Below are 23082 nucleotides of genomic sequence, written 5' to 3' on the forward strand. Positions count from 1 at the left end.
ATCATCATAAGTTAATTTCATAATAAAAACACCCCAAAAGTTAGATTTTTTCTGTCTAACTTTTGGGGTGCAGTTCAAAACTGGCGTTTTATTTTTTAGGATTTTGATGAGTCAAGTTCAGTCCCCAAGGAACAAGATTTTCAGTTTTATTTTGGATGCGTGTGATATTATCTTTATGCCTAATGATAATCAAACTAGCAAGAGCTAGGATAATGGCGATGAAGAGAGGGTCGTAGTTACTCAGTATAAAACCAAAAAGTGGAAAGAGTAGAACTCCGATGACGGCTGCGATAGATGCTGTGACACTAGACAGCGAAATCATACTACCAAGATAGAGAGTTCCAAAGAAAACAACTGCAAGGTAGAGACAGAAGACAGGCGCAAATCCGAAAATCACTCCCGCACTGGTTGCGACAGCCTTTCCACCCTTAAATCCTGCAAAGATAGGGAAGGTATGCCCAATGACAGCCAAAAGTCCAAAGATGAGAGGTGAAACACCTTGCAGATGAAAGAGAATCGGAAGTAGCGTTGCTAGGGTTCCTTTGAAAAAGTCAATCACAAAGGTCGCCATACCTGCTTTCTTGCCTAAAATTCGGAAGGTGTTGGTTGTCCCGGTGTTACCAGAACCATGTTCTCGCAGATTGATTTGAAAGAATACTTGTCCAATCCAGAGACCAGACGGAATCGAACCCAGCAGATAGGCTAGGATTAATAAAACTATTGTAATCATACTCCTATTATATCATGAAATGGAGAAGAAAGGCAGAGAATCACTTCTGAAATTGTCACACCGGAGAAAGAAAAATTTTGCAAAATCCTTGGAAAACCTGTAGAATAGTAAAGATGAACGAATAGGAGGTTCCTTGTGTCAAAAAAGGAAATCAATATTAACAATTATAATGATGATGCCATTCAGGTGTTAGAAGGGTTGGATGCGGTTCGAAAACGTCCAGGGATGTATATCGGATCAACTGATGGCGCTGGTCTCCACCACCTCGTCTGGGAAATCGTCGACAATGCTGTCGATGAAGCCTTGTCTGGGTTTGGTGACCGTATTGATGTGACCATCAATAAAGACGGGAGTTTGACTGTGCAAGACCATGGTCGTGGGATGCCGACGGGAATGCACGCTATGGGGATTCCAACTGTTGAGGTTATCTTTACTATTCTCCACGCTGGAGGAAAATTCGGTCAAGGAGGCTACAAAACATCTGGTGGACTTCACGGGGTAGGCTCTTCTGTCGTCAATGCTCTTTCTAGCTGGTTAGAAGTTGAAATCACCCGTGATGGCGCAGTTTACAAGCAACGTTTTGAAAATGGGGGAAAACCTGTCACGACCTTAAAGAAAATCGGTACAGCGTCCAAGTCTAAGACAGGTACCAAGGTTACGTTTATGCCTGATGCGACGATCTTCTCTACGACAGATTTCAAGTACAATACCATTTCAGAGCGTCTTAATGAATCAGCCTTTCTCTTGAAAAATGTGACCTTGTCTTTGACGGACGAGCGAACAGATGAAGCGATCGAGTTTCACTATGAAAATGGGGTGCAGGACTTTGTTTCTTATCTTAACGAAGACAAGGAGACCTTAACGCCAGTTCTTTACTTTGAAGGAGAAGACAATGGTTTCCAAGTGGAAGTGGCTCTCCAGTACAATGATGGATTTTCAGATAACATTCTATCTTTTGTCAATAACGTTCGTACCAAGGATGGTGGAACGCATGAGACAGGACTCAAGTCCGCTATTACCAAGGTTATGAACGACTACGCGCGTAAGACGGGGCTTCTCAAGGAAAAAGATAAAAACCTTGAAGGGTCAGACTATCGTGAGGGGCTAGCGGCTGTCCTCTCTATTCTAGTCCCTGAAGAACATTTGCAGTTTGAGGGTCAGACCAAGGACAAGCTAGGAAGCCCTCTTGCTCGTCCTGTTGTGGATGGCATTGTGGCTGATAAGTTGACCTTTTTCCTTATGGAAAATGGGGAATTGGCTTCTAACCTCATCCGCAAGGCTATTAAGGCCCGTGATGCTCGTGAAGCGGCACGTAAGGCGCGTGATGAGAGCCGAAATGGTAAGAAAAATAAGAAAGACAAGGGCTTGTTGTCTGGAAAATTGACCCCAGCCCAGTCTAAGAATCCAGCTAAGAATGAACTCTATCTGGTCGAGGGAGACTCTGCCGGTGGTTCTGCCAAACAAGGCCGTGACCGTAAGTTCCAGGCTATCCTACCTCTTCGTGGTAAGGTCATCAATACAGCCAAGGCCAAGATGGCGGATATCCTCAAAAATGAAGAAATCAATACCATGATTTATACCATTGGTGCGGGTGTGGGAGCAGACTTCTCCATTGAAGATGCCAACTATGACAAGATCATTATCATGACCGATGCGGATACCGACGGTGCCCATATTCAAACACTTCTCTTAACCTTTTTCTACCGTTATATGCGTCCGCTAGTTGAGGCGGGACATGTCTATATTGCTCTCCCTCCTCTTTACAAGATGTCAAAAGGTAAAGGTAAGAAAGAAGAAGTAGCCTACGCATGGACAGACGGAGAACTTGAAGAACTCCGCAAGCAGTTCGGTAAAGGCGCTACCCTACAGAGATACAAGGGACTTGGTGAGATGAATGCGGACCAGCTCTGGGAAACAACCATGAATCCAGAAACCCGTACCCTCATACGTGTTACCATCGAAGACCTGGCTCGCGCCGAACGCCGTGTCAATGTCCTCATGGGAGACAAGGTCGAACCACGCCGTAAGTGGATTGAGGATAATGTCAAATTTACGCTGGAAGAAGCGACAGTGTTTTAAGTCACTTTTTAATGAATGGGTATCGAAATGAGAACTGAAACAGAAATGCTAGATCTGATTTTACAGATTGCCAAAACTTTACAAGTCAAAGCTGTAGCTATGTCTGGTTCACGGACAAACCCAAAGGCCCCAAAAGATGAATTTCAAGATTACGATGTAGTCTATGTTGTAGAGAATCTGGACGAGCTGATTTCAGATTTATCTTGGCTGGGCCAATTTGGTAAACGTATTATTGAGCAAGAGGTTAGGTTGGGACATCGCCGTCTATTTCTCATGCTCTTTGAAGATGGAAATAGAATTGATCTAACCCTCTGTCCAAAACAACAAATTCAAGAGTGGGTGGATAGTGAGGCTGATTATACAGTTTTGAAAGATGATAAAGGTTTGTTTAAATCTTATCCGCCTAGTCCGAAGCGCTACTGGACAAATCCAGCTAGTCAGACAGATTTTGAAAAAGCCTGCAATGAATTTTGGTGGGTATCAGCTTACGTGGTCAAAGGAATCTGTCGTAAGCAAGTTATTTATGCGACCGATCATCTCTATGGCATTTGTCAACAAGAACTCCTGAAAATCTTAGCTTGGCAGGTTGCAAGTGATAGGGGGAAAGTCGATATCGGCAAGAACTATAAGTACCTTTTTAACTATTTGCCTGCTGAGAAAGAGAAAGAATTTACAGCCTTGCTTGACTTTTTTGACCAGAAAAGCCTCACCAAGTCTCTTTTGGCTACCATGAACTTTTTCCATAAAGAAGCGCAGGCCTTCTCTCTCAAAAACGGCTTCCACTATGACAAAGTAACTGCAGAGAAGATGATTGAGTATGCTAAGGAGAGACTCGAAACAAATGAAACGTTTACAAAATAATAAGATAACAAAATTTTTACTGATTAGTTTTCTCATTTCTTGGGGATTTGGTTGGGGAGTGCTCGCTTTGCTGACGCAAATGAGCCTCTTAAGTCTAACAAGTCCACTAGGAGTTTTTCTCCATTTACTAGGAGGTTTCGGTCCAACCATTGCAGCCATTTCTTGTTTGCCTCAAAAATCCATTAAAAGCATAGTATCTTTTATCTTAGGGGACTCAAAGAAATATATTTTGTTATTTCTTTTACTAATTTTCGTGCAGATAGGTGTCATCGCTTTCTCCTCTAAGGAACTTAATCCGGCTTTTCCACTAGGAAATTTGTTTGTTGTTTTTTTGAGTGCAATCTGTATTTATGGTGGCGAAGAAGAATTGGGATGGCGAGGCATCTTGCAACCAACTTTGGAAACTAGATTCTCCTTTTGGATTTCCGGTTTGATAACAGGTTGTATTTGGGCAATTTGGCATGTACCTTTATGGTTTGTGATTGGAAGTTCCCAAAGTGGGATGCCTTTTATATTATTCAGTCTATTTGCAATTTATCTCAGTATTCTTCTAGCAGCTGTTTTCAAAAAGACTAAGTCGGTCCTTTTTTGTGCCATTTTTCACGGCCTAATTAATACCCTACTTAGCTTATTTGTTATTAAAATTAATCTTTTATTCATCCTAGGATTAGTAGGATTGCTCTTCTTTTCTCACTACCTACAAAGAAACAGTTAAATTTATAAATTATAGATTTACTTTACAATAAAACACTAAAAAGAGAATTATTATGTCTAACATTCAAAACATGTCCTTGGAGGACATCATGGGAGAGCGTTTTGGTCGCTACTCCAAATACATTATTCAAGACCGGGCATTGCCAGATATTCGTGATGGCTTGAAGCCGGTTCAGCGACGTATTCTTTATTCTATGAATAAGGATGGCAATACCTTTGACAAGAGCTACCGCAAGTCGGCCAAATCTGTCGGGAATATCATGGGGAATTTCCACCCCCACGGTGACAGTTCTATCTATGATGCCATGGTTCGTATGTCACAGGACTGGAAAAATCGTGAGATTTTAGTTGAAATGCACGGTAATAACGGTTCTATGGACGGAGATCCGCCTGCGGCTATGCGTTATACTGAGGCGCGTTTGTCTGAGATTGCAGGCTATCTTCTTCAGGATATCGATAAAAAGACCGTTCCTTTTGCTTGGAACTTTGACGATACGGAGAAAGAGCCAACAGTCTTGCCAGCAGCCTTTCCAAATCTCTTGGTAAATGGATCGACTGGTATTTCGGCTGGTTATGCCACAGATATTCCACCTCATAATTTAGCTGAGGTCATCGATGCGGCGGTCTATATGATTGACCACCCAACTGCCAAGGTGGATAAACTCATGGAATTCTTGCCTGGACCAGACTTCCCGACTGGAGGGATTATCCAGGGTCGTGATGAAATCAAGAAGGCCTATGAAACTGGGAAAGGGCGCGTGGTTGTTCGTTCCAAGACTGAGATTGAAAAGCTAAAAGGTGGTAAGGAACAAATCGTTATTACTGAGATTCCTTATGAAATCAACAAGGCCAATCTAGTCAAGAAGATTGATGATGTTCGTGTCAATAATAAGGTAGCTGGTATTGCTGAGGTTCGAGACGAGTCTGACCGTGACGGCCTTCGTATCGCTATCGAACTTAAGAAGGACGCTAATACAGAGCTTGTCCTCAACTATCTCTTCAAATACACCGATCTACAAATAAATTACAATTTTAACATGGTGGCGATTGACAATTTCACCCCTCGTCAGGTTGGGATCGTTCCAATCTTGTCTAGCTATATTGCCCACCGTCGTGAAGTTATCTTGGCGCGTTCTCGCTTTGATAAGGAAAAGGCTGAGAAACGTCTCCATATCGTCGAAGGTTTGATTCGAGTGATTTCGATTTTGGATGAAGTCATTGCTCTTATCCGTGCTTCTGAGAATAAGGCGGACGCTAAGGAAAACCTCAAAGTTAGCTATGATTTTACGGAAGAACAGGCTGAGGCTATCGTAACCTTGCAACTGTACCGTTTGACCAATACCGATGTGGTTGTCTTGCAGGAAGAAGAAGCAGAACTTCGTGAAAAGATTGCCATGCTTGCTGCTATCATTGGAGATGAGCGGACTATGTACAATCTCATGAAGAAAGAACTTCGTGAGGTTAAGAAGAAATTTGCCACTCCTCGTTTGAGTTCTTTAGAAGACACTGCGAAAGCAATTGAGATTGATACAGCTAGTCTGATCGCCGAGGAAGATACCTATGTCAGCGTTACCAAGGCAGGTTATATCAAGCGTACCAGCCCACGTTCCTTTGCCGCTTCAACCCTGGAAGAAATTGGCAAGCGTGATGATGACCGTTTGATCTTTGTACAAGCTGCTAAGACAACACAGCATCTTTTGATGTTCACAAGTCTTGGAAATGTCATTTATCGACCAATCCATGAATTGGCAGATATTCGCTGGAAGGATATTGGAGAGCATCTGAGCCAAACTATCACAAACTTCGAAACTAACGAAGAAATCCTTTATGTGGAAGTCGTGGATCAGTTTGATGATGCGACAACCTATTTTGCTGCAACTCGTCTTGGTCAAATTAAGCGTGTAGAACGAAAAGAATTCACCCCATGGCGGACCTATAGATCTAAGTCTGTCAAGTATGCTAAGCTCAAAGACGAGACAGACCAGATTGTAGCAGTGGCTCCGATTAAACTAGATGATGTTCTTTTGATTAGCCAAAATGGTTATGCCCTTCGTTTCAATATCGAAGAGGTACCAGTTGTCGGTGCTAAGGCTGCAGGTGTCAAAGCTATGAACCTGAAAGCAGATGATGTCCTCCAATCCGCCTTTATCTGTAACACCTCATCCTTCTACCTCTTGACCCAACGTGGAAGTTTGAAACGTATTTCTATTGACGAAATTCCGGCAACAAGTCGTGCCAAACGTGGCTTACAAGTCTTGCGTGAGTTAAAAAACAAACCGCATCGTGTCTTCTTGGCAGGAGCGGTTGCAGAACAAGGATTTATTGGTGATCTCTTTAGTACAGATGTGGAAGAGAACGACCAAACTCTGCTTGTTCAATCAAACAAAGGAACAATCTATCAAATCCGATTACAAGACTTGAACCTGTCAGAACGTACTAGCAATGGAAGCTTTATTTCAGACACCATTTCAGATGAAGAAGTTTTTGACGCTTATCTTAAAGAAGTATTTACTGAAGCTAAATAAGTGAAATGAAGAATCAGTTCTAAGAGCTGGTTCTTTTTATTGAAGAAATTTTCTGAAAATTACAAAATATACTTGCTATTTTAGAAAAATAGTGTAGAATAAAAGAAATAGGTTTTTAGAATAAGGAGTGGAATATGACAGTAACGATTGATTGGGAAAATCTCGGTTTTTCCTATATGAAATTACCTTATCGCTATATTGCTCATTTTAAAAATGGACAATGGAATCAAGGAGAACTTACAGAAGATGCAACCTTGCATATTTCAGAGTCTTCTCCAAGTCTTCACTATGGTCAACAAGCATTCGAAGGTTTGAAAGCTTATCGTACTAAGGATGGCAGTATTCAACTATTCCGTCCTGATGAAAATGCCAAACGTCTGCAACGTACATGTGACCGTCTTTTGATGCCACAAGTTCCGACAGAAATGTTTGTAGAAGCTTGTAAGGCAGTTGTTCGTGCGAATGAAGAATATGTACCTCCATACGGAACAGGTGGAACCCTTTATCTTCGTCCTCTTTTGATTGGAGTAGGAGATATTATCGGAGTAAAACCAGCAGAGGAATACATTTTCACCATCTTTGCTATGCCAGTTGGAAATTACTTTAAGGGTGGATTGGTTCCAACCAACTTCTTGATTCAGGATGAATACGATCGTGCAGCGCCAAATGGTACAGGTGCAGCTAAGGTTGGTGGGAACTATGCTGCCAGTCTCTTGCCAGGGAAATTGGCCAAGTCACGTCATTTTTCAGATGTTATCTATCTAGATCCATCAACTCATACAAAGATTGAAGAAGTCGGATCAGCTAACTTCTTTGGAATTACAGCTGACAATGAGTTTGTAACACCATTGAGTCTATCTATCTTGCCATCTATTACCAAGTATTCTTTGCTTTATTTGGCAGAACATCGCTTGGGCTTAACTCCTATTGAGGGTGATGTCCCGATTGATAACCTTGACCGTTTTGTAGAGGCAGGTGCCTGTGGTACAGCAGCGGTTATTTCTCCAATTGGTGGAATTCAGCACGGTGATGATTTCCATGTATTCTATAGTGAAACAGAAGTAGGTCCTGTGACTCGTAAACTCTATGATGAATTGACAGGGATTCAGTTTGGTGATATTGAAGCGCCAGAAGGTTGGATTGTAAAAGTAGATTAAAATAAACTAAAGGAGATTTTTTATGAAATCGAAAAAGTGGCTCTTAACAGCAGGAGTGGTCCTGAGTACAACAGCTCTTTTAGTAGCTTGTGGAAAAGCTGATAAAGAAGCAGATGCACCGACAACATTTTCATATGTCTATGCAGTAGATCCGGCATCTTTGGATTATAGTGTAGCGACTCGTACATCTACAACAGATGTCATCGGGAATGTGGTTGATGGATTGATGGAAAATGACCAATACGGAAATGTTATTCCTTCCATAGCTGAAGATTGGTCTGTCTCAAAAGATGGTTTGACTTATACCTATAAACTTCGTAAAGGAGTTAAATGGTATACATCAGAAGGTGAAGAATACGCAGAAGTAACAGCCCATGACTTTGTGACAGGACTAAAACACGTAGCTGACGGCAAGTCAGACGGTGTTTCTCTCATCCAAAATTCAATCAAGGGATTGGATGCCTATATGACTGGTGAGACCAATGATTTCTCTACAGTTGGTGTCAAGGCCTTGGACGATTACACAGTTGAATATACCCTAAACAAACCAGAAAGCTTCTGGAACTCTAAAGTCACTACAGCAACGATGTTACCTGTAAATGAAGAGTTTTTGAAGGCATCAGGTAAAGATTATGGAGCAGTTACTCCAGCAGGAATTCTCTACAATGGTCCTTATATCTTGAAGACCTTGACGTCTAAATCGTTAATTGAATACGAGAAAAACCCAAATTACTGGGATAAAGAAAAGGTAAAAATCGAGAAGATCAAATTGACCTACTACGATGGTTCTGATCAGGAATCGTTGATTCGTAGCTTCTCTTCAGGTGCCTATACGACAGCCCGTCTCTTCCCAAGTAGCTCAAACTTTGCTTCAACTTTGGAACAATACGGAGATAAAATCACTTATAGCCCACAGGACTCAAGTAGTTATTACTTCACCTTTAACGTAAATCGTCAGTCATATAATAAAACTGCGAAAACAAGTGAAGAGCAAAAGACTTCTACTAAAGAAGCTATGCTTAATAAGGACTTCCGTCAGGCTATCAACTTTGCCTTCAACCGCCATTCTTATGCTGCCCAGCTAAATGGTGAAGACGGTGCGGACAAGATTATTCGTAACAGCCTTGTTCCTGACAACTTTGTGCAAGCAGGTGGTAAAAACTTTGGTCAAATCGCTCAAGCAGAGTTGGTGAACTATGGTGACCAATGGAAAGGTGTTGAGCTAGTTGACGGTAAGGATTCTATCTACAATCCTGACAAGGCTAAAGCTGCTTTCGAAAAAGCTAAGAAAGACTTGGAATCTAAAGGGGTAACATTCCCAATTCACTTGGATGTCCCAGTTGAACAAACAGATACCATCGCCGTTCAACAAAGCAACTCTTTCAAACAGTCTATTGAATCAACTCTTGGTGCTGAAAATGTTGTCATCGACGTTCTTCAAATGACAGATAATGAAAAGGAAACAATCACTTCTCAAGCGCGTGTTCCTTCTCAAAAAGACTATGATTTGAACAGTACAGGATGGGCTCCAAGTTATCAAGACCCAGCATCTTACTTGAATATCATGGATCCTAAATCAGGTTCTGCTATGAAACACCTTGGTATTACTAAAGGGAAAGATAAGGATGTTGTAGCTAAACTTGGCTTGGACCAGTATAAGAAATTATTGGATGATGCCGATTCAGAAACTACAAATCTTGAAGAACGCTATGAAAAATATGCCAAGGCTCAAGCTTGGTTGACAGATAGTTCATTATTGATGCCGACAGCCTCATCTGGTGGTTCACCAGTTGTAAGTAATGTAGTGCCATTCTCAAAACCATACTCACAAGTTGGTATTAAGGGTGACCCATATATCTTTAAAGGGATGAAATTGCAAAAAGATATCGTTACAACAAAAGAATATGAAGAAGCACTGAAAAAATGGCAAAAAGAAAAATTGGAATCAAATGGTAAGTACCAAAAAGAACTAGAAAAACACATTAAATAAAGCAGAAAACTCTATATCAGACTTGGAATGATATAGAGTTTTTTCTTGCTAGTTTTGGGATTTTCTTGTAAAATAGAAAAAGTGAAGAGAGGTATGAAATGAGCAAGAAAGATAAAAAAATTGAAATTCAAGTAGCAGATGCCAAGGTTAATGTAGGAAAAGACAGTTTTGAAGGTTATACGTTGACCATTGGTAAAAAAGTTATCGGAGAAATTGCCGAATTAGATGGACAATTTGCCATCATAAAGAATGGAAATGTCGATAGTTTTTATAAAAAATTGGAAAAAGCTGTGGAAATTTTGATTGAAAATTATAATTTAGCAAAATAAGTCTTGTTTTTTTGAAATTTTCATGATATAATAGTCCATGTTGATTGTAGGAGAGATAGCGAAGAGGCTAAACGCGGCGGACTGTAAATCCGCTCCTTCGGGTTCGGGGGTTCGAATCCCTCTCTCTCCATTTTATCAATGGGGTATAGCCAAGCGGTAAGGCAAGGGACTTTGACTCCCTCATGCGTTGGTTCGAATCCAGCTACCCCAGTTCTTAGGTAATGATCAAGATAAAAAGCAAAATATCTTAGGGTATTTTATTTTTATAATTGAAAGACGTGAACGATATGAACATGTCCTTGCGGGTGCTTAGGAAAAAAATTATAAGTATGTCAAGTTTAAGAAAAACTTGATTGTTGGAGGATTTTTTAGATGAACGAATTTGAAGATTTGCTAAATAGCGTTAGCCAAGTTGAGCCTGGTGATGTTGTTAGTGCTGAAGTATTGACAGTTGATGCGACTCAAGCTAACGTTGCAATCTCTGGGACTGGTGTTGAAGGTGTCTTGACTCTTCGCGAATTGACAAACGATCGCGATGCAGATATCAATGACTTTGTGAAAGTAGGAGAAGTATTAGATGTTCTTGTACTTCGTCAAGTAGTTGGTAAAGATACTGATACAGTTACATACCTTGTATCTAAAAAACGCCTTGAAGCTCGCAAAGCATGGGACAAACTTGTTGGTCGTGAAGAAGAAGTTGTTACTGTTAAAGGAACTCGTGCCGTTAAAGGTGGACTTTCAGTAGAATTTGAAGGTGTTCGTGGATTTATCCCAGCTTCAATGTTGGATACTCGTTTCGTACGTAACACTGAGCGTTTTGTAGGTCAAGAATTTGATGCTAAAATCAAAGAAGTTGACGCTAAAGAAAACCGCTTCATCCTTTCACGTCGTGAAGTTGTTGAAGCAGCTACAGCAGCAGCTCGCGCTGAAGTATTCGGTAAATTGGCTGTTGGTGATGTAGTAACTGGTAAAGTTGCACGTATCACAAGTTTTGGTGCTTTCATCGACCTTGGTGGTGTTGACGGATTGGTTCACTTGACTGAATTGTCACATGAACGTAACGTATCACCAAAATCAGTTGTAACTGTTGGTGAAGAAATTGAAGTGAAAATCCTTGATCTTAACGAAGAAGAAGGACGTGTATCACTTTCACTTAAAGCAACAACACCTGGACCATGGGATGGCGTTGAGCAAAAATTGGCTAAAGGTGATATAGTAGAAGGAACAGTTAAACGTTTGACTGACTTCGGTGCATTTGTTGAAGTATTGCCAGGTATCGATGGACTTGTTCACGTATCACAAATTTCACACAAACGTATTGAAAATCCAAAAGAAGCTCTTAAAGTTGGTCAAGAAGTTAAAGTTAAAGTTCTTGAAGTTAACGCAGATGCAGAGCGCGTATCACTTTCTATCAAAGCTCTTGAAGAGCGTCCAGCTCAAGAAGAAGGACAAAAAGAAGAAAAACGTGCTGCTCGTCCACGTCGTCCAAAACGTCAAGAAAAACGTGATTTCGAACTTCCAGAAACACAAACAGGATTCTCAATGGCTGACTTGTTCGGTGATATCGAACTTTAATCAAATTGAAAATTCACAAAATCCTTTGTTTACTAAACAAGGGATTTTTCTTTTGTCTGTAAGCCTTTTTTGATATAATAGTCCTATGTTAGAATCAGAAAAACAATCACGTTATCAAATGTTAAATGAAGAGCTCTCTTTTTTATTGGATGGTGAAACCAATGTTTTGGCTAATCTTTCCAACGCCAGTGCTCTTCTAAAATCACGCTTTCCTAATACCGTATTCTCAGGCTTTTATCTGTTCGATGGAAAGGAATTGATTTTAGGTCCTTTCCAAGGAGGTGTTTCCTGTATCCGTATCTCACTAGGCAAAGGTGTTTGTGGTGAGGCAGCCCACTTTCAGGAAACTGTTCTGGTTGGTAATGTAACAACTTATCCCAACTATATTTCTTGTGATAGTCGAGCTAAAAGTGAAATTGTTGTTCCGATGGTTAAGAATGGTCAATTGCTCGGGGTTCTGGATCTGGATTCTTCAGAGATTGATGATTATGATGCTATGGATCGAGATTATTTGGAACAATTTGTCGCTATTTTGCTTGAAAAGACAGAATGGGACTTTACAATGTTTGGGGAGAAAGCCTAATGTATCAAGCTCTTTATCGAAAATATAGAAGTCAAAACTTCTCCCAGTTGGTTGGACAGGAAGTTGTGGCTAAGACTCTTAAACAAGCAGTGGAGCAAGAGAAAATAAGTCACGCTTATCTTTTTTCGGGTCCTCGTGGAACGGGAAAAACCAGTGTGGCTAAGATTTTTGCTAAAGCTATGAACTGTCCAAATCAAGTGGGTGGGGAACCTTGTAATAACTGCTATATTTGTCAGGCAGTGACGGACGGTAGTTTAGAAGATGTCATCGAAATGGATGCAGCTTCTAATAATGGGGTCGATGAAATCCGTGAAATTCGTGATAAATCTACCTACGCCCCTAGTCTTGCCCGTTATAAGGTTTATATCATAGACGAGGTTCACATGCTGTCTACAGGAGCTTTTAATGCCCTTCTAAAGACGCTGGAAGAGCCAACACAGAATGTGGTCTTTATTTTGGCCACTACTGAATTGCACAAGATACCTGCTACGATTCTATCTCGTGTGCAACGTTTTGAATTTAAATCAATTAAGACACAGGATATTAAGGAGCATATTCGCTATATCTTAGACAAAGAAAATATCAGTTCTGAACCAGAAGCTGTGGAAATCATTGCTAGACGGGCTGAAGGTGGAATGCGGGACGCCTTGTCTATTTTAGATCAAGCCCTGAGTTTAACACAGGGAAATGAGCTGACGACTGCTATCTCTGAAGAAATTACTGGCACAATTAGTCTATCAGCCTTGGATGATTATGTGGCTGCCTTGTCTCAACAGGATGTTCCCAAGGCTTTGTCTTGCTTGAATCTTCTTTTTGACAATGGTAAGAGCATGACTCGTTTTGTGACCGACCTTTTACACTATTTAAGAGACTTGTTAATTGTTCAAACAGGGGGAGAAAACACTCATCATAGTCCAGTCTTTGTAGAAAATTTGACACTTCCTCAAGAAAATCTGTTTGAAATGATTCGCTTGGCGACAGTCAGTTTAGCAGATATTAAGTCTAGTTTGCAGCCTAAGATTTATGCTGAGATGATGACTATCCGTTTGGCAGAGATTAAGCCTGAACCAGCTCTTTCTGGGGCAGTTGAAAGTGAAATTTCTGCACTGAGACAGGAAATTGCCCGTCTCAAACAAGAACTCGCAAATGTGGGAACCGTATCTAAGCCAACAAATCCAGCTCCTAGTCGCCCAGCAACGGGCAAGACAATCTATCGTGTGGATCGCAATAAAGTTCAATCGATCCTACAAGAGGCCGTTGAAAATCCTGATTTAGCACGTCAAAATCTGATTCGTTTGCAGAATGCCTGGGGAGAAGTAATTGAAAGTCTAGGGGGGCCGGACAAGGCTCTTCTAGTCGGATCTCAACCAGTTGCGGCCAATGAACACCATGCTATTCTTGCTTTTGAGTCTAACTTCAATGCTGGTCAAACCATGAAACGGGACAATCTCAACACCATGTTTGGTAACATCCTCAGTCAGGCAGCAGGTTTTTCACCTGAGATTTTAGCTATTTCCATGGAGGAATGGAAAGAAGTTCGCGCAGCCTTTTCAGCCAAAGCCAAATCTTCTCAAACTGAAAAAGAAGCAGAAGAAAGCCTGATTCCAGAAGGATTTGAATTTTTGGCTGATAAAGTGAAGGTAGAGGAAGACTAAAGAAAGATTTCATGATACAATAAGTTTATGAATAGACAACAATTTATTATCATCGCGCTGTTTACAGCTGCTGAGACCTATTTTTTCAATGAAGCCTGGATGACTGGTCGCTATATTATGGCAGCCTTTTGGGCCATTTTGCTCTTTAGAAATTTCCGAGTTAGTTACTTGATGGGCAAGATTGTAGATGTCATTGACCAGCATTTAAAAGGAAAAGACTAGTCCTCAGCTTCTAGACAAAATCAAAGCCTTTTAGGCTTTTTTTTGTTATACTATAAAAGTATATTTATTGACCTTTTACCGTATTTTCTAGGGAAATCAAGTATGTTTCTAGTGAGCACTGTAAAGGCTTTGAAAAAGAAAGGAACTATCATGTCAGTATTAGAGATCAAAGATCTTCACGTTGAGATTGAAGGAAAAGAAATTTTAAAAGGGGTTAACCTGACCCTGAAAACAGGAGAAATCGCCGCTATCATGGGACCAAATGGTACTGGTAAATCGACTCTTTCTGCCGCTATCATGGGAAATCCAAACTATGAAGTTACCAAAGGTGAAGTCTTGTTTGATGGCGTAAACATCCTTGAGTTGGAAGTGGACGAGCGTGCGCGTATGGGACTTTTCCTTGCTATGCAATATCCATCAGAAATTCCTGGTATTACTAACGCTGAGTTTCTTCGTGCAGCCATGAATGCTGGTAAAGAAGACGATGAGAAGATTTCAGTTCGCGAGTTCATCACTAAGCTAGATGAAAAGATGGAATTGCTCAACATGAAAGAAGAAATGGCTGAGCGTTACCTCAACGAAGGTTTCTCTGGTGGTGAGAAAAAACGTAATGAGATTCTTCAACTTTTGATGTTGGAACCAACTTTTGCCCTTTTGGATGAGATTGACTCTGGTCTTGATATTGATGCCCTTAAAGTTGTGTCTAAAGGTGTGAATGCCATGCGTGGTGAAGGCTTTGGTGCTATGATTATCACTCACTACCAACGTCTTTTGAACTACATCACACCTGATGTGGTACACGTCATGATGGAAGGTCGAGTTGTCCTTTCAGGTGGTCCAGAATTGGCTGCGCGTTTGGAACGTGAAGGATACGCAAAACTAGCTGAAGAACTTGGCTACGACTACAAGGAAGAATTGTAATTACCTCGTATCTTTTAGGAGAAGTAAATGACTAAAGAAAATATTAAACTTTTTTCAGAAATGCACGCTGAACCAAGCTGGTTGGCTGACCTCCGTCAAAAAGCTTTTGATAAGATTGAGACTTTGGAATTACCAGTTATTGAGCGTGTCAAATTCCACCGTTGGAATCTGGGTGATGGAACGATTACAGAAAGTGAGCCATCAGTAAATGTTCCAGATTTCACAGCTCTAGATAATCACTTGAAATTGGTTCAAGTAGGAACTCAAACTGTTTTTGAGCAAATTCCAGTTGAGTTGGCTGAACAGGGTGTCGTCTTTACAGACTTCCACTCAGCTTTAGAAGAAATTCCAGAGCTTATTGAAGAATTCTTCATGTCATCTGTTAAGTATGACGATGACAAATTAGCAGCCTACCATACAGCTTATTTCAACAGTGGTGCTGTTCTTTATATTCCAGATAACGTGGAAATTACAGAGCCAATCGAAGGTATTTTCTACCAAGACAGCGATAGTGATGTGCCGTTTAATAAGCATATTATGATTATCGCTGGTAAAAACTCTAAGATTAGTTATCTAGAACGTTTAGAGTCACGCGGTGAAGGAAGTGCCAAAGCAACTGCTAATATCACAGTAGAAGTAATTGCGCGTTCTGGTGCTCAAGTGAAGTTTGCTGCGATTGACCGTCTAGGTGAAAACGTCACTGCTTACATTAGCCGTCGTGGTAAATTAGGCAACGATGCAAGCATTGACTGGGCAATCGGTGTCATGAACGAAGGGAACGTCGTTGCGGACTTTGATAGCGACTTGATTGGTAACGGTAGCCATGCTGACCTGAAAGTTGTAGCTCTTTCAAGTGGCCGTCAGGTACAAGGGATTGATACTCGCGTAACCAACTATGGTTGCAACTCAATCGGAAATATCCTCCAACATGGAGTTATTCTTGAAAAAGCAACTTTAACTTTCAACGGTATTGGTCACATTATCAAGGGTGCCAAGGGAGCCGATGCGCAACAAGAAAGTCGTGTTCTCATGCTTTCAGATCAGGCTCGTTCAGATGCCAACCCAATTCTTTTGATTGACGAAAATGATGTAACTGCTGGTCACGCGGCTTCTATTGGACAAGTAGATCCAGAAGATATGTACTACCTCATGAGCCGTGGCTTGGACAAGGCGACTGCTGAGCGTTTGGTTGTTCGTGGGTTCCTTGGATCTGTTATCGTTGAGATTCCAGTCAAAGAAGTTCGTGATGAAATGATTGCAACTATCGAAGAAAAATTGTCAAAACGCTAAGGGGAAGCCTATGTTAGATGTAGAAGCGATTCGCAAGGATTTTCCAATTTTAGACCAGATTGTTAATGATGAACCATTGGTTTATTTGGACAATGCTGCGACGACACAAAAACCACTAGCAGTTCTGGAGACGATTAACCGCTACTATGAGAACGACAATGCCAATGTTCATCGTGGGGTTCATACCTTGGCGGAGCGGGCGACAGCTTCCTATGAGGCGGCTCGTGAAACCATTCGTAAGTTTATCAATGCAGGGTCTACAAAGGAAGTTCTCTTTACTAGAGGAACGACAACCAGTCTGAACTGGGTGGTGCGCTTTGCAGAGGAAGTCTTGACTGAGGGAGACCAGGTTTTGATTTCTGTCATGGAACACCATTCCAACATCATTCCTTGGCAGGAAGCCTGCCGTAAGACTGGGGCAGAGCTTGTCTATGTCTATCTCAAGGATGGAGCTCTGGATATGGATGATTTGCGAGCTAAATTGACTGACAAGGTCAAGTTTGTTTCGCTAGCTCACGCCTCAAATGTTCTTGGTGTAGTCAATCCGATTAAAGAAATCACGCAAATGGCCCACCAAGTTGGAGCCATCATGGTGGTGGATGGTGCTCAATCTACTCCTCATATGAAGATCGATGTCCAGGACTTGGATGTGGACTTCTTTGCCTTTTCAGGTCACAAGATGGCGGGTCCAACTGGTATCGGTGTTCTTTACGGTAAAGAAAAGTATCTGGAACAAATGTCACCAGTAGAATTTGGCGGTGAAATGATTGATTTCGTCTATGAGCAATCTGCTAGCTGGAAGGAATTGCCTTGGAAATTTGAGGCTGGAACACCAAATATGGCAGGTGCAATTGGACTTGCTGCGGCAGTAGATTATCTTGAAAAGATTGGTATGGATGCGATTGAAGCTCATGAACAAGAATTGATTGCATATGTCTTTCCAAAGTTGCAGGCGATTGAAGGACTGACCATTTATGGTTCACAGGACTTGGCTCAACGTTCAGGTGTGATTGCCTTTAATCTAGGCGATCTCCATCCTCACGACCTTGCAACAGCTTTGGATTATGAAGGAGTAGCTGTTCGTGCAGGTCACCACTGTGCGCAACCCTTGCTTCAGTATTTGGATGTCCCAGCAACAGCTCGTGCAAGTTTTTATATCTACAATACCAAGGCAGATTGCGATAAACTAGTCGATGCCTTACAAAAGACAAAGGAGTTTTTCAATGGCACTTTCTAAACTAGATAGCCTTTATATGGCAGTGGTAGCGGACCATTCGAAAAATCCACATCACCAAGGGAAGTTAGAAGACGCTGAACAAATCAGTCTCAACAATCCGACTTGTGGGGATGTTATCAATCTCTCTGTCAAGTTTGATGCAGAGGATCGTTTGGAAGATATCGCTTTTCTAAACTCAGGTTGCACCATCTCTACAGCATCTGCTAGTATGATGACGGACGCAGTTTTAGGAAAAACCAAACAAGAAATCTTAGAACTTGCGACTATTTTTTCTGAAATGGTTCAAGGGCAAAAAGATGAACGCCAAGACCAACTTGGCGATGCAGCCTTCTTGTCAGGAGTTGCTAAATTCCCTCAACGAATCAAGTGTGCAACCCTAGCTTGGAACGCCCTGAAGAAAACAATTGAAAATCAAAAAAATCAGTAAGACAAGTTTCTTTTGTCTTATGAATCAGTAGAAATAAAGAATGAAAGAAAGGATATTATGGCTGAAGAAAGAGTAGAACCAAAACCAATTGACCTTGGTGAATATAAATTTGGTTTCCATGATGATGTAGAGCCTGTCCTATCGACAGGAAAAGGATTGAATGAAGATGTCATTCGTGAATTATCAGCTGCAAAGGGAGAACCTGAGTGGATGTTAGAATTCCGTTTGAAGTCTTATGAAACCTTCAAAAAAATGCCCATGCAAACTTGGGGAGCAGACTTGTCAGAGATTGATTTTGATGACTTGATCTACTACCAAAAACCATCTGATAAACCAGCTCGTTCGTGGGATGAGGTTCCTGAAAAAATCAAAGAAACCTTTGAACGTATTGGTATTCCAGAAGCTGAGCGTGCATATCTAGCTGGTGCCTCTGCCCAGTATGAATCAGAAGTTGTTTACCACAACATGAAGGAAGAGTTCCAAAAATTGGGGATTATCTTTACAGATACAGATTCTGCCCTCAAGGAATACCCAGACTTGTTTAAACAATACTTTGCCAAGTTGGTACCGCCAACAGATAACAAATTGGCTGCCCTCAACTCGGCAGTATGGTCTGGTGGAACCTTTATCTACGTACCAAAAGGGGTCAAGGTAGATATTCCACTTCAAACTTACTTCCGTATCAACAACGAAAATACTGGTCAGTTTGAACGTACCTTGATTATCGTTGATGAGGGAGCAAGTGTCCACTACGTAGAAGGATGTACAGCGCCTACTTATTCAAGCAACAGCTTGCACGCTGCCATCGTAGAAATCTTTGCCTTGGACGGAGCTTATATGCGCTATACGACCATCCAAAACTGGTCTGATAACGTCTATAACTTGGTAACAAAGCGTGCTAAGGCTCAAAAGGATGCCACTGTTGAGTGGATTGATGGAAACTTGGGTGCCAAAACGACTATGAAATATCCATCTGTTTACCTTGATGGAGAAGGAGCACGTGGTACCATGCTCTCTATCGCCTTTGCCAATGCTGGGCAACACCAGGATACTGGTGCTAAGATGATTCACAATGCTCCACATACAAGCTCGTCTATTGTGTCTAAATCCATCGCTAAAGGTGGAGGAAAGGTTGACTATCGTGGACAAGTAACCTTTAACAAAAACTCTAAGAAATCTGTCTCTCACATCGAGTGTGATACCATTATCATGGATGACTTGTCAGCGTCAGATACCATTCCGTTTAATGAAATTCACAACTCACAAGTCGCTTTGGAACACGAAGCTAAGGTATCTAAGATTTCTGAAGAACAACTCTATTACCTCATGAGCCGTGGATTGTCAGAATCTGAGGCAACAGAGATGATTGTCATGGGATTTGTAGAGCCCTTCACAAAAGAGCTTCCAATGGAATACGCAGTTGAGCTGAACCGCTTGATTAGCTACGAGATGGAAGGTTCAGTTGGGTAATAGGAACTAGGAGAAGCAAATGGGATTCTTAAAAAAATTATTTGGTAATATCGAGAAAGCGAATAAAGGCGAAATTTCTGCCGAGGAAATTGTTCCACCTTTCACAATTGATTTGGTAGAAGAAGCTGATGATTATTGGAGACAAATGGAAGAAAATCTCCTTATAAACGCTGTAAAGGCTGTTGGTGGTCCAGAGGCAGTGGAACGTGCTTTTGTTCTTACCAATTTTAAGAAAAATCAAGAAACCTTTGAGCTCTTTTATCAGGTGGATGGTCAATTACTTTCTTGGCGAGAGATGGACGCAAGTGTTGTAGATAAAATCAGCAATCAACTTCTTCCACAAGCATCAGAAGTTGCACAAGCAGTAAATGAGAATTATGAAGAGGCAAATGTACCGGTAATCGACTACGCTATGCTTCAGTTTGAAACTGCAACCATGGCTTGGTTTGGACGGAAGCTTACAACAGCTTCTCCTGAAGCCAAATTGATTTTTGAAGAATTGGTATCTGGTTGGCGCGCTATTTTGGAAAAAGAAGTACTAAATCGTCCATTGGATAGTGACCGTCCGTTTCCCTATTATGAAGTTTAAAAAACAAATATAATGAATTGAAACTGGAATAGTACACTGTGATTTCTAAAACATTTTTAGAAATTAGTTTTCTGTCCCAATAAATTTGTTCAGTTTTTATTTCATTTCACTATAAAATAAAAAATCGCGGTTTAAATCGCGATTTTTTTTTATAATTTTTCGTTGATAAATCGGATAAACTGATTCCACCAAACTTTTAAGAAGAAAGCTTTTTCAACTTTCTTTTCTGCTACCATTTCGAAACTAGGGCGTTCTGTGGTAATGTAACCTTGACCAATCAAGTCCTTGTCTTCATAAGTCAAATGTCCAACCACTGTTCCGGCTTCAAGTGGTGCTGGGATTGCTTTAGAATCAGGAGTGAATTGAACAGATTGGGAAGATTGACTTCCAACACGTTCAATTAGAGAGATATCATCTTTGGCAACGGCAGTGACCGTATCTTCTTTTCCATCTTGTACAGGTGCTTTGCTATCTTGGTAGGCATCGCCTTTTTGAACGATTTTGCGAAGCGTGAATGTAGAAGAAATATAATCCATTAGTGAGGATGTAGCTGTGAAGCGAGCGTAAGGATTATTGTCTTGATGATCTGCATTCAAAACAACTGTGATAACCCTCATCCCTTTTTCAACAGTAGTACCAACAAAAGATTCTCCAGCCTTGTCTGTTGTTCCTGTCTTAAGGCCATCAAAACCACCGCGATAAGCAGGCATACCCTCTAACATGTAGTTGGTAGAAGTGATTGTCATCCCAGCAAAAGTAGATGAAGGTTTTTTAGTGATTTCTAAGACTTGTGGGTATTTTTTGATGAGGTTGCGAGCAACGATAGCGACATCATATGCACTGAGTTTATTTTCATCATCTTTTTTAGAGCCCGGGTAAATGTTATCCCCTAGAGTCTCATTGTTAAGACCTGTTGTATTAACAACAGTGGCATCCTGAATTCCCCATTCCAAGAGTTTTGCGCGCATCATATCGACGAAATCTTTTTCTGAGCCAGCAATTTTCTCAGCTAGGGCAATAGCCGCACTGTTAGCACTAGATACTAGGGTTGCTTCAAGTAGTTGTTCGACGGTGTAATTACGAGCCTCCATAGGAACGTTACTCGCTTCAGAATTTGTCGTTAATTTGTAAGGATAATCAGAAATATCTACCGGAGTTGATAGTGTAATACTGCCATTTTCCAAGGCTTCATAGACAAGATAAACAGTAATTAACTTTGTGATTGAAGCAATTTCAACTGGCTGGGTTGCATCTTTCTCATAGAGAATTTTACCAGTATTCGCCTCAACGGCAATTGCATGTTTAGCAGCAATATTAAAATCTTGAGCAGCAACAGTAGATGCTGAGCCAATAACGGAAAGGCTTAAAAGAGTTAAAATTATTTTTTTCATAGTAAGTTTATTCTATCATAAAGAAAAAAATATTCCCAGTTTCATGATATAAGAAAGAAGCTTTTTTGAAAGTGTGGTAAAATAGATGAATGGAGGTACCTCATGTTTCGTAAGAATAAATTATTTTTTTGGACCAGTGAGATTTTACTATTAACCATTATCTTTTATTTATGGAGAGAGATGGGAGCGATTATTACACCTTTTGTAAGCGTTGCAAACACTATAATGATTCCCTTTCTTTTAGGTGGTTTTTTATATTATTTGACCAATCCTATTGTAAATTTTTTACAAAAGTATTTCAAAATTAACCGTATCATTGGTATTCTACTAACCTTGTGCGCCTTGGTTTGGGGGCTAGTTATTGGGGTAGTCTATCTCTTACCGATTTTGATTAATCAGCTGACAAGTTTGATTGCAACAAGTCAGACAATTTATAGTCGTTTGCAAGATTTGATTGTGGATTTATCTACTTATCCAGCCTTTCAAAATTTAGATATTCAAGCGACGATTCAACAGTTAAATCTCTCCTATGTAGATATTCTACAGAATATCCTAAATAGTGTAACGAATAGTGTTGGAAGTGTCCTATCTGCGCTCTTTAGTACTGTTTTGATTATTATCATGACCCCTGTATTTTTAATTTATTTTTTGTTAGATGGTCACAAGTTCTTGCCGATGCTTGAACGTACTGTTTTAAAGCGAGACAAGTTGCATATTACAGGTCTTTTAAAAAATTTGAATACTACAATTGCTCGATATATTAGTGGAGTTGCTATTGATGCGATTATTATTGGTTGTTTGGCCTTTATCGGATATAGCGTAATCGGTTTGAAATACGCTTTGGTCTTCGCTATCTTTTCAGGATTAGCCAATCTCATTCCTTATGTAGGCCCAAGTATTGGTTTGATTCCGATGATTATCGCTAATGTCTTTACTGATCCCCATAGAATGCTGATTGCAGTTGTTTATATGCTGATTATTCAACAAGTGGATGGAAATATTCTTTACCCTCGAATCGTTGGTGGTGTGATGAAGGTTCATCCAATTACGATTTTAGTATTACTTTTGTTATCAAGTAATATCTATGGTGTCATTGGTATGATTGTCGCAGTACCAACCTATTCTATCTTAAAAGAAATTTCTAAGTTTTTATCACGTTTGTATGAAAATCATAAAATAATGAAAGAACGAGAAAGACAATTAGCTAAGTAAAAGTCAGGATATTCCTGATTTTTCTTTTTCATTAAAGAAGTGATGGGAGTAGAAATACCGTTTAGATTAGCAGATTAAGAATAATTCACAAAAACTTTGTAAAACACTTGCAATTTAGCTGAAAT

At 40.5% G+C, this 23082-nt stretch carries 20 protein-coding genes and 2 tRNA genes; 20 read left to right on the forward strand and 2 right to left on the reverse strand.

Features of this window, described 5'->3' with window-relative positions; all coding sequences use genetic code 11:
- Positions 1-88 precede the first annotated feature (88 nt).
- Positions 89-730 carry a glycerol-3-phosphate 1-O-acyltransferase PlsY gene (plsY, locus tag N8M16_RS00005; protein ID WP_084863194.1) on the reverse strand — a complete coding sequence of 214 codons (642 nt, stop codon included), beginning with the start codon at positions 728-730 and terminating at the stop codon, positions 89-91.
- A gap of 135 nt (positions 731-865) precedes the next feature.
- Between plsY and parE the strand changes: the two genes are divergently transcribed.
- The 19 genes from parE to N8M16_RS00100 all read left to right on the forward strand — a co-directional run bounded on the left by parE (position 866) and on the right by N8M16_RS00100 (position 20354).
- Complete coding sequence (gene parE / locus N8M16_RS00010; RefSeq protein ID WP_261069398.1) at positions 866-2809, forward strand: DNA topoisomerase IV subunit B; 1944 nt, start codon at positions 866-868, stop codon at positions 2807-2809.
- Between the two features lie 27 nt (positions 2810-2836).
- Positions 2837-3670 (forward strand): aminoglycoside 6-adenylyltransferase, encoded by an 834-nt coding sequence (locus N8M16_RS00015; RefSeq protein WP_261069399.1) that lies wholly within the window; start codon positions 2837-2839, stop codon positions 3668-3670.
- Positions 3651-4385, forward strand: coding sequence for a CPBP family intramembrane glutamic endopeptidase (locus N8M16_RS00020; protein WP_261069400.1), 735 nt, complete (start codon positions 3651-3653; stop codon positions 4383-4385). Before N8M16_RS00015 ends, N8M16_RS00020 begins: the two co-directional genes overlap by 20 nt.
- A 52-nt stretch (positions 4386-4437) precedes the next feature.
- Complete coding sequence (parC, locus tag N8M16_RS00025; protein ID WP_261069401.1) at positions 4438-6909, forward strand: DNA topoisomerase IV subunit A; 2472 nt, start codon at positions 4438-4440, stop codon at positions 6907-6909.
- 134 nt (positions 6910-7043) lie between these two features.
- Entirely contained in the window at positions 7044-8066 is a 1023-nt protein-coding gene (locus N8M16_RS00030; protein WP_261069402.1) for a branched-chain amino acid aminotransferase, read from the forward strand.
- A gap of 22 nt (positions 8067-8088) precedes the next feature.
- On the forward strand, positions 8089-10056 hold the full coding sequence (locus tag N8M16_RS00035) for a peptide ABC transporter substrate-binding protein (RefSeq protein WP_261069403.1): 1968 nt from the start codon (positions 8089-8091) through the stop codon (positions 10054-10056).
- Between the two features lie 98 nt (positions 10057-10154).
- Positions 10155-10385: a DUF2969 domain-containing protein gene (locus N8M16_RS00040; RefSeq protein WP_000037113.1), complete on the forward strand. Its 231-nt coding sequence runs from the start codon at positions 10155-10157 to the stop codon at positions 10383-10385.
- A 49-nt stretch (positions 10386-10434) separates the two neighbouring features.
- Positions 10435-10515 (forward strand) — tRNA-Tyr (locus N8M16_RS00045).
- 9 nt (positions 10516-10524) lie between these two features.
- Positions 10525-10596 (forward strand) — tRNA-Gln (locus N8M16_RS00050).
- 161 nt (positions 10597-10757) lie between these two features.
- Positions 10758-11960 (forward strand): 30S ribosomal protein S1, encoded by a 1203-nt coding sequence (rpsA, locus tag N8M16_RS00055; RefSeq protein WP_261069404.1) that lies wholly within the window; start codon positions 10758-10760, stop codon positions 11958-11960.
- 85 nt (positions 11961-12045) lie between these two features.
- On the forward strand, positions 12046-12543 hold the full coding sequence (locus tag N8M16_RS00060; protein WP_261069405.1) for a GAF domain-containing protein: 498 nt from the start codon (positions 12046-12048) through the stop codon (positions 12541-12543).
- Entirely contained in the window at positions 12543-14198 is a 1656-nt protein-coding gene (dnaX, locus tag N8M16_RS00065; protein WP_261069406.1) for a DNA polymerase III subunit gamma/tau, read from the forward strand. The genes N8M16_RS00060 and dnaX overlap by 1 nt, the downstream gene beginning before the upstream one ends.
- A gap of 27 nt (positions 14199-14225) precedes the next feature.
- Positions 14226-14420: a DUF3272 domain-containing protein gene (locus N8M16_RS00070; RefSeq protein WP_001081602.1), complete on the forward strand. Its 195-nt coding sequence runs from the start codon at positions 14226-14228 to the stop codon at positions 14418-14420.
- Positions 14421-14570: 150 nt separating this feature from the next.
- Positions 14571-15341, forward strand: coding sequence for a Fe-S cluster assembly ATPase SufC (sufC, locus tag N8M16_RS00075; RefSeq protein ID WP_000114489.1), 771 nt, complete (start codon positions 14571-14573; stop codon positions 15339-15341).
- A 27-nt stretch (positions 15342-15368) separates the two neighbouring features.
- On the forward strand, positions 15369-16631 hold the full coding sequence (sufD, locus tag N8M16_RS00080; protein ID WP_020902928.1) for a Fe-S cluster assembly protein SufD: 1263 nt from the start codon (positions 15369-15371) through the stop codon (positions 16629-16631).
- Positions 16632-16641: 10 nt separating this feature from the next.
- Positions 16642-17868, forward strand: a complete 1227-nt coding sequence (locus N8M16_RS00085) for a cysteine desulfurase (protein ID WP_078238326.1) — start codon at positions 16642-16644, stop codon at positions 17866-17868.
- The gene (gene sufU / locus N8M16_RS00090) at positions 17855-18295 is read left to right on the forward strand and encodes a Fe-S cluster assembly sulfur transfer protein SufU (RefSeq protein WP_049499854.1); all 441 of its coding nucleotides are present in this window, start codon (positions 17855-17857) and stop codon (positions 18293-18295) included. The genes N8M16_RS00085 and sufU overlap by 14 nt, the downstream gene beginning before the upstream one ends.
- 57 nt (positions 18296-18352) lie before the next feature.
- A complete protein-coding gene (sufB, locus tag N8M16_RS00095; RefSeq protein ID WP_000797054.1) occupies positions 18353-19765 on the forward strand; it encodes a Fe-S cluster assembly protein SufB in 1413 nt (470 codons plus the stop codon).
- Positions 19766-19784: 19 nt separating this feature from the next.
- Complete coding sequence (locus tag N8M16_RS00100) at positions 19785-20354, forward strand: hypothetical protein (RefSeq protein ID WP_049543484.1); 570 nt, start codon at positions 19785-19787, stop codon at positions 20352-20354.
- Positions 20355-20503: 149 nt separating this feature from the next.
- Here N8M16_RS00100 and pbp3 read toward each other — a convergent pair whose 3' ends face one another.
- Positions 20504-21745 (reverse strand): D-alanyl-D-alanine carboxypeptidase PBP3, encoded by a 1242-nt coding sequence (gene pbp3 / locus N8M16_RS00105; protein WP_261069407.1) that lies wholly within the window; start codon positions 21743-21745, stop codon positions 20504-20506.
- Between the two features lie 102 nt (positions 21746-21847).
- Here pbp3 and N8M16_RS00110 point away from each other — a divergent pair, with 102 nt between their 5' ends.
- Positions 21848-22957, forward strand: coding sequence for an AI-2E family transporter (locus tag N8M16_RS00110; protein ID WP_261069408.1), 1110 nt, complete (start codon positions 21848-21850; stop codon positions 22955-22957).
- Positions 22958-23082: the final 125 nt, after the last annotated feature.

Source organism: Streptococcus mitis, from assembly GCF_946188375.1.
GTDB classification, from domain to species: domain Bacteria; phylum Bacillota; class Bacilli; order Lactobacillales; family Streptococcaceae; genus Streptococcus; species Streptococcus mitis_CX.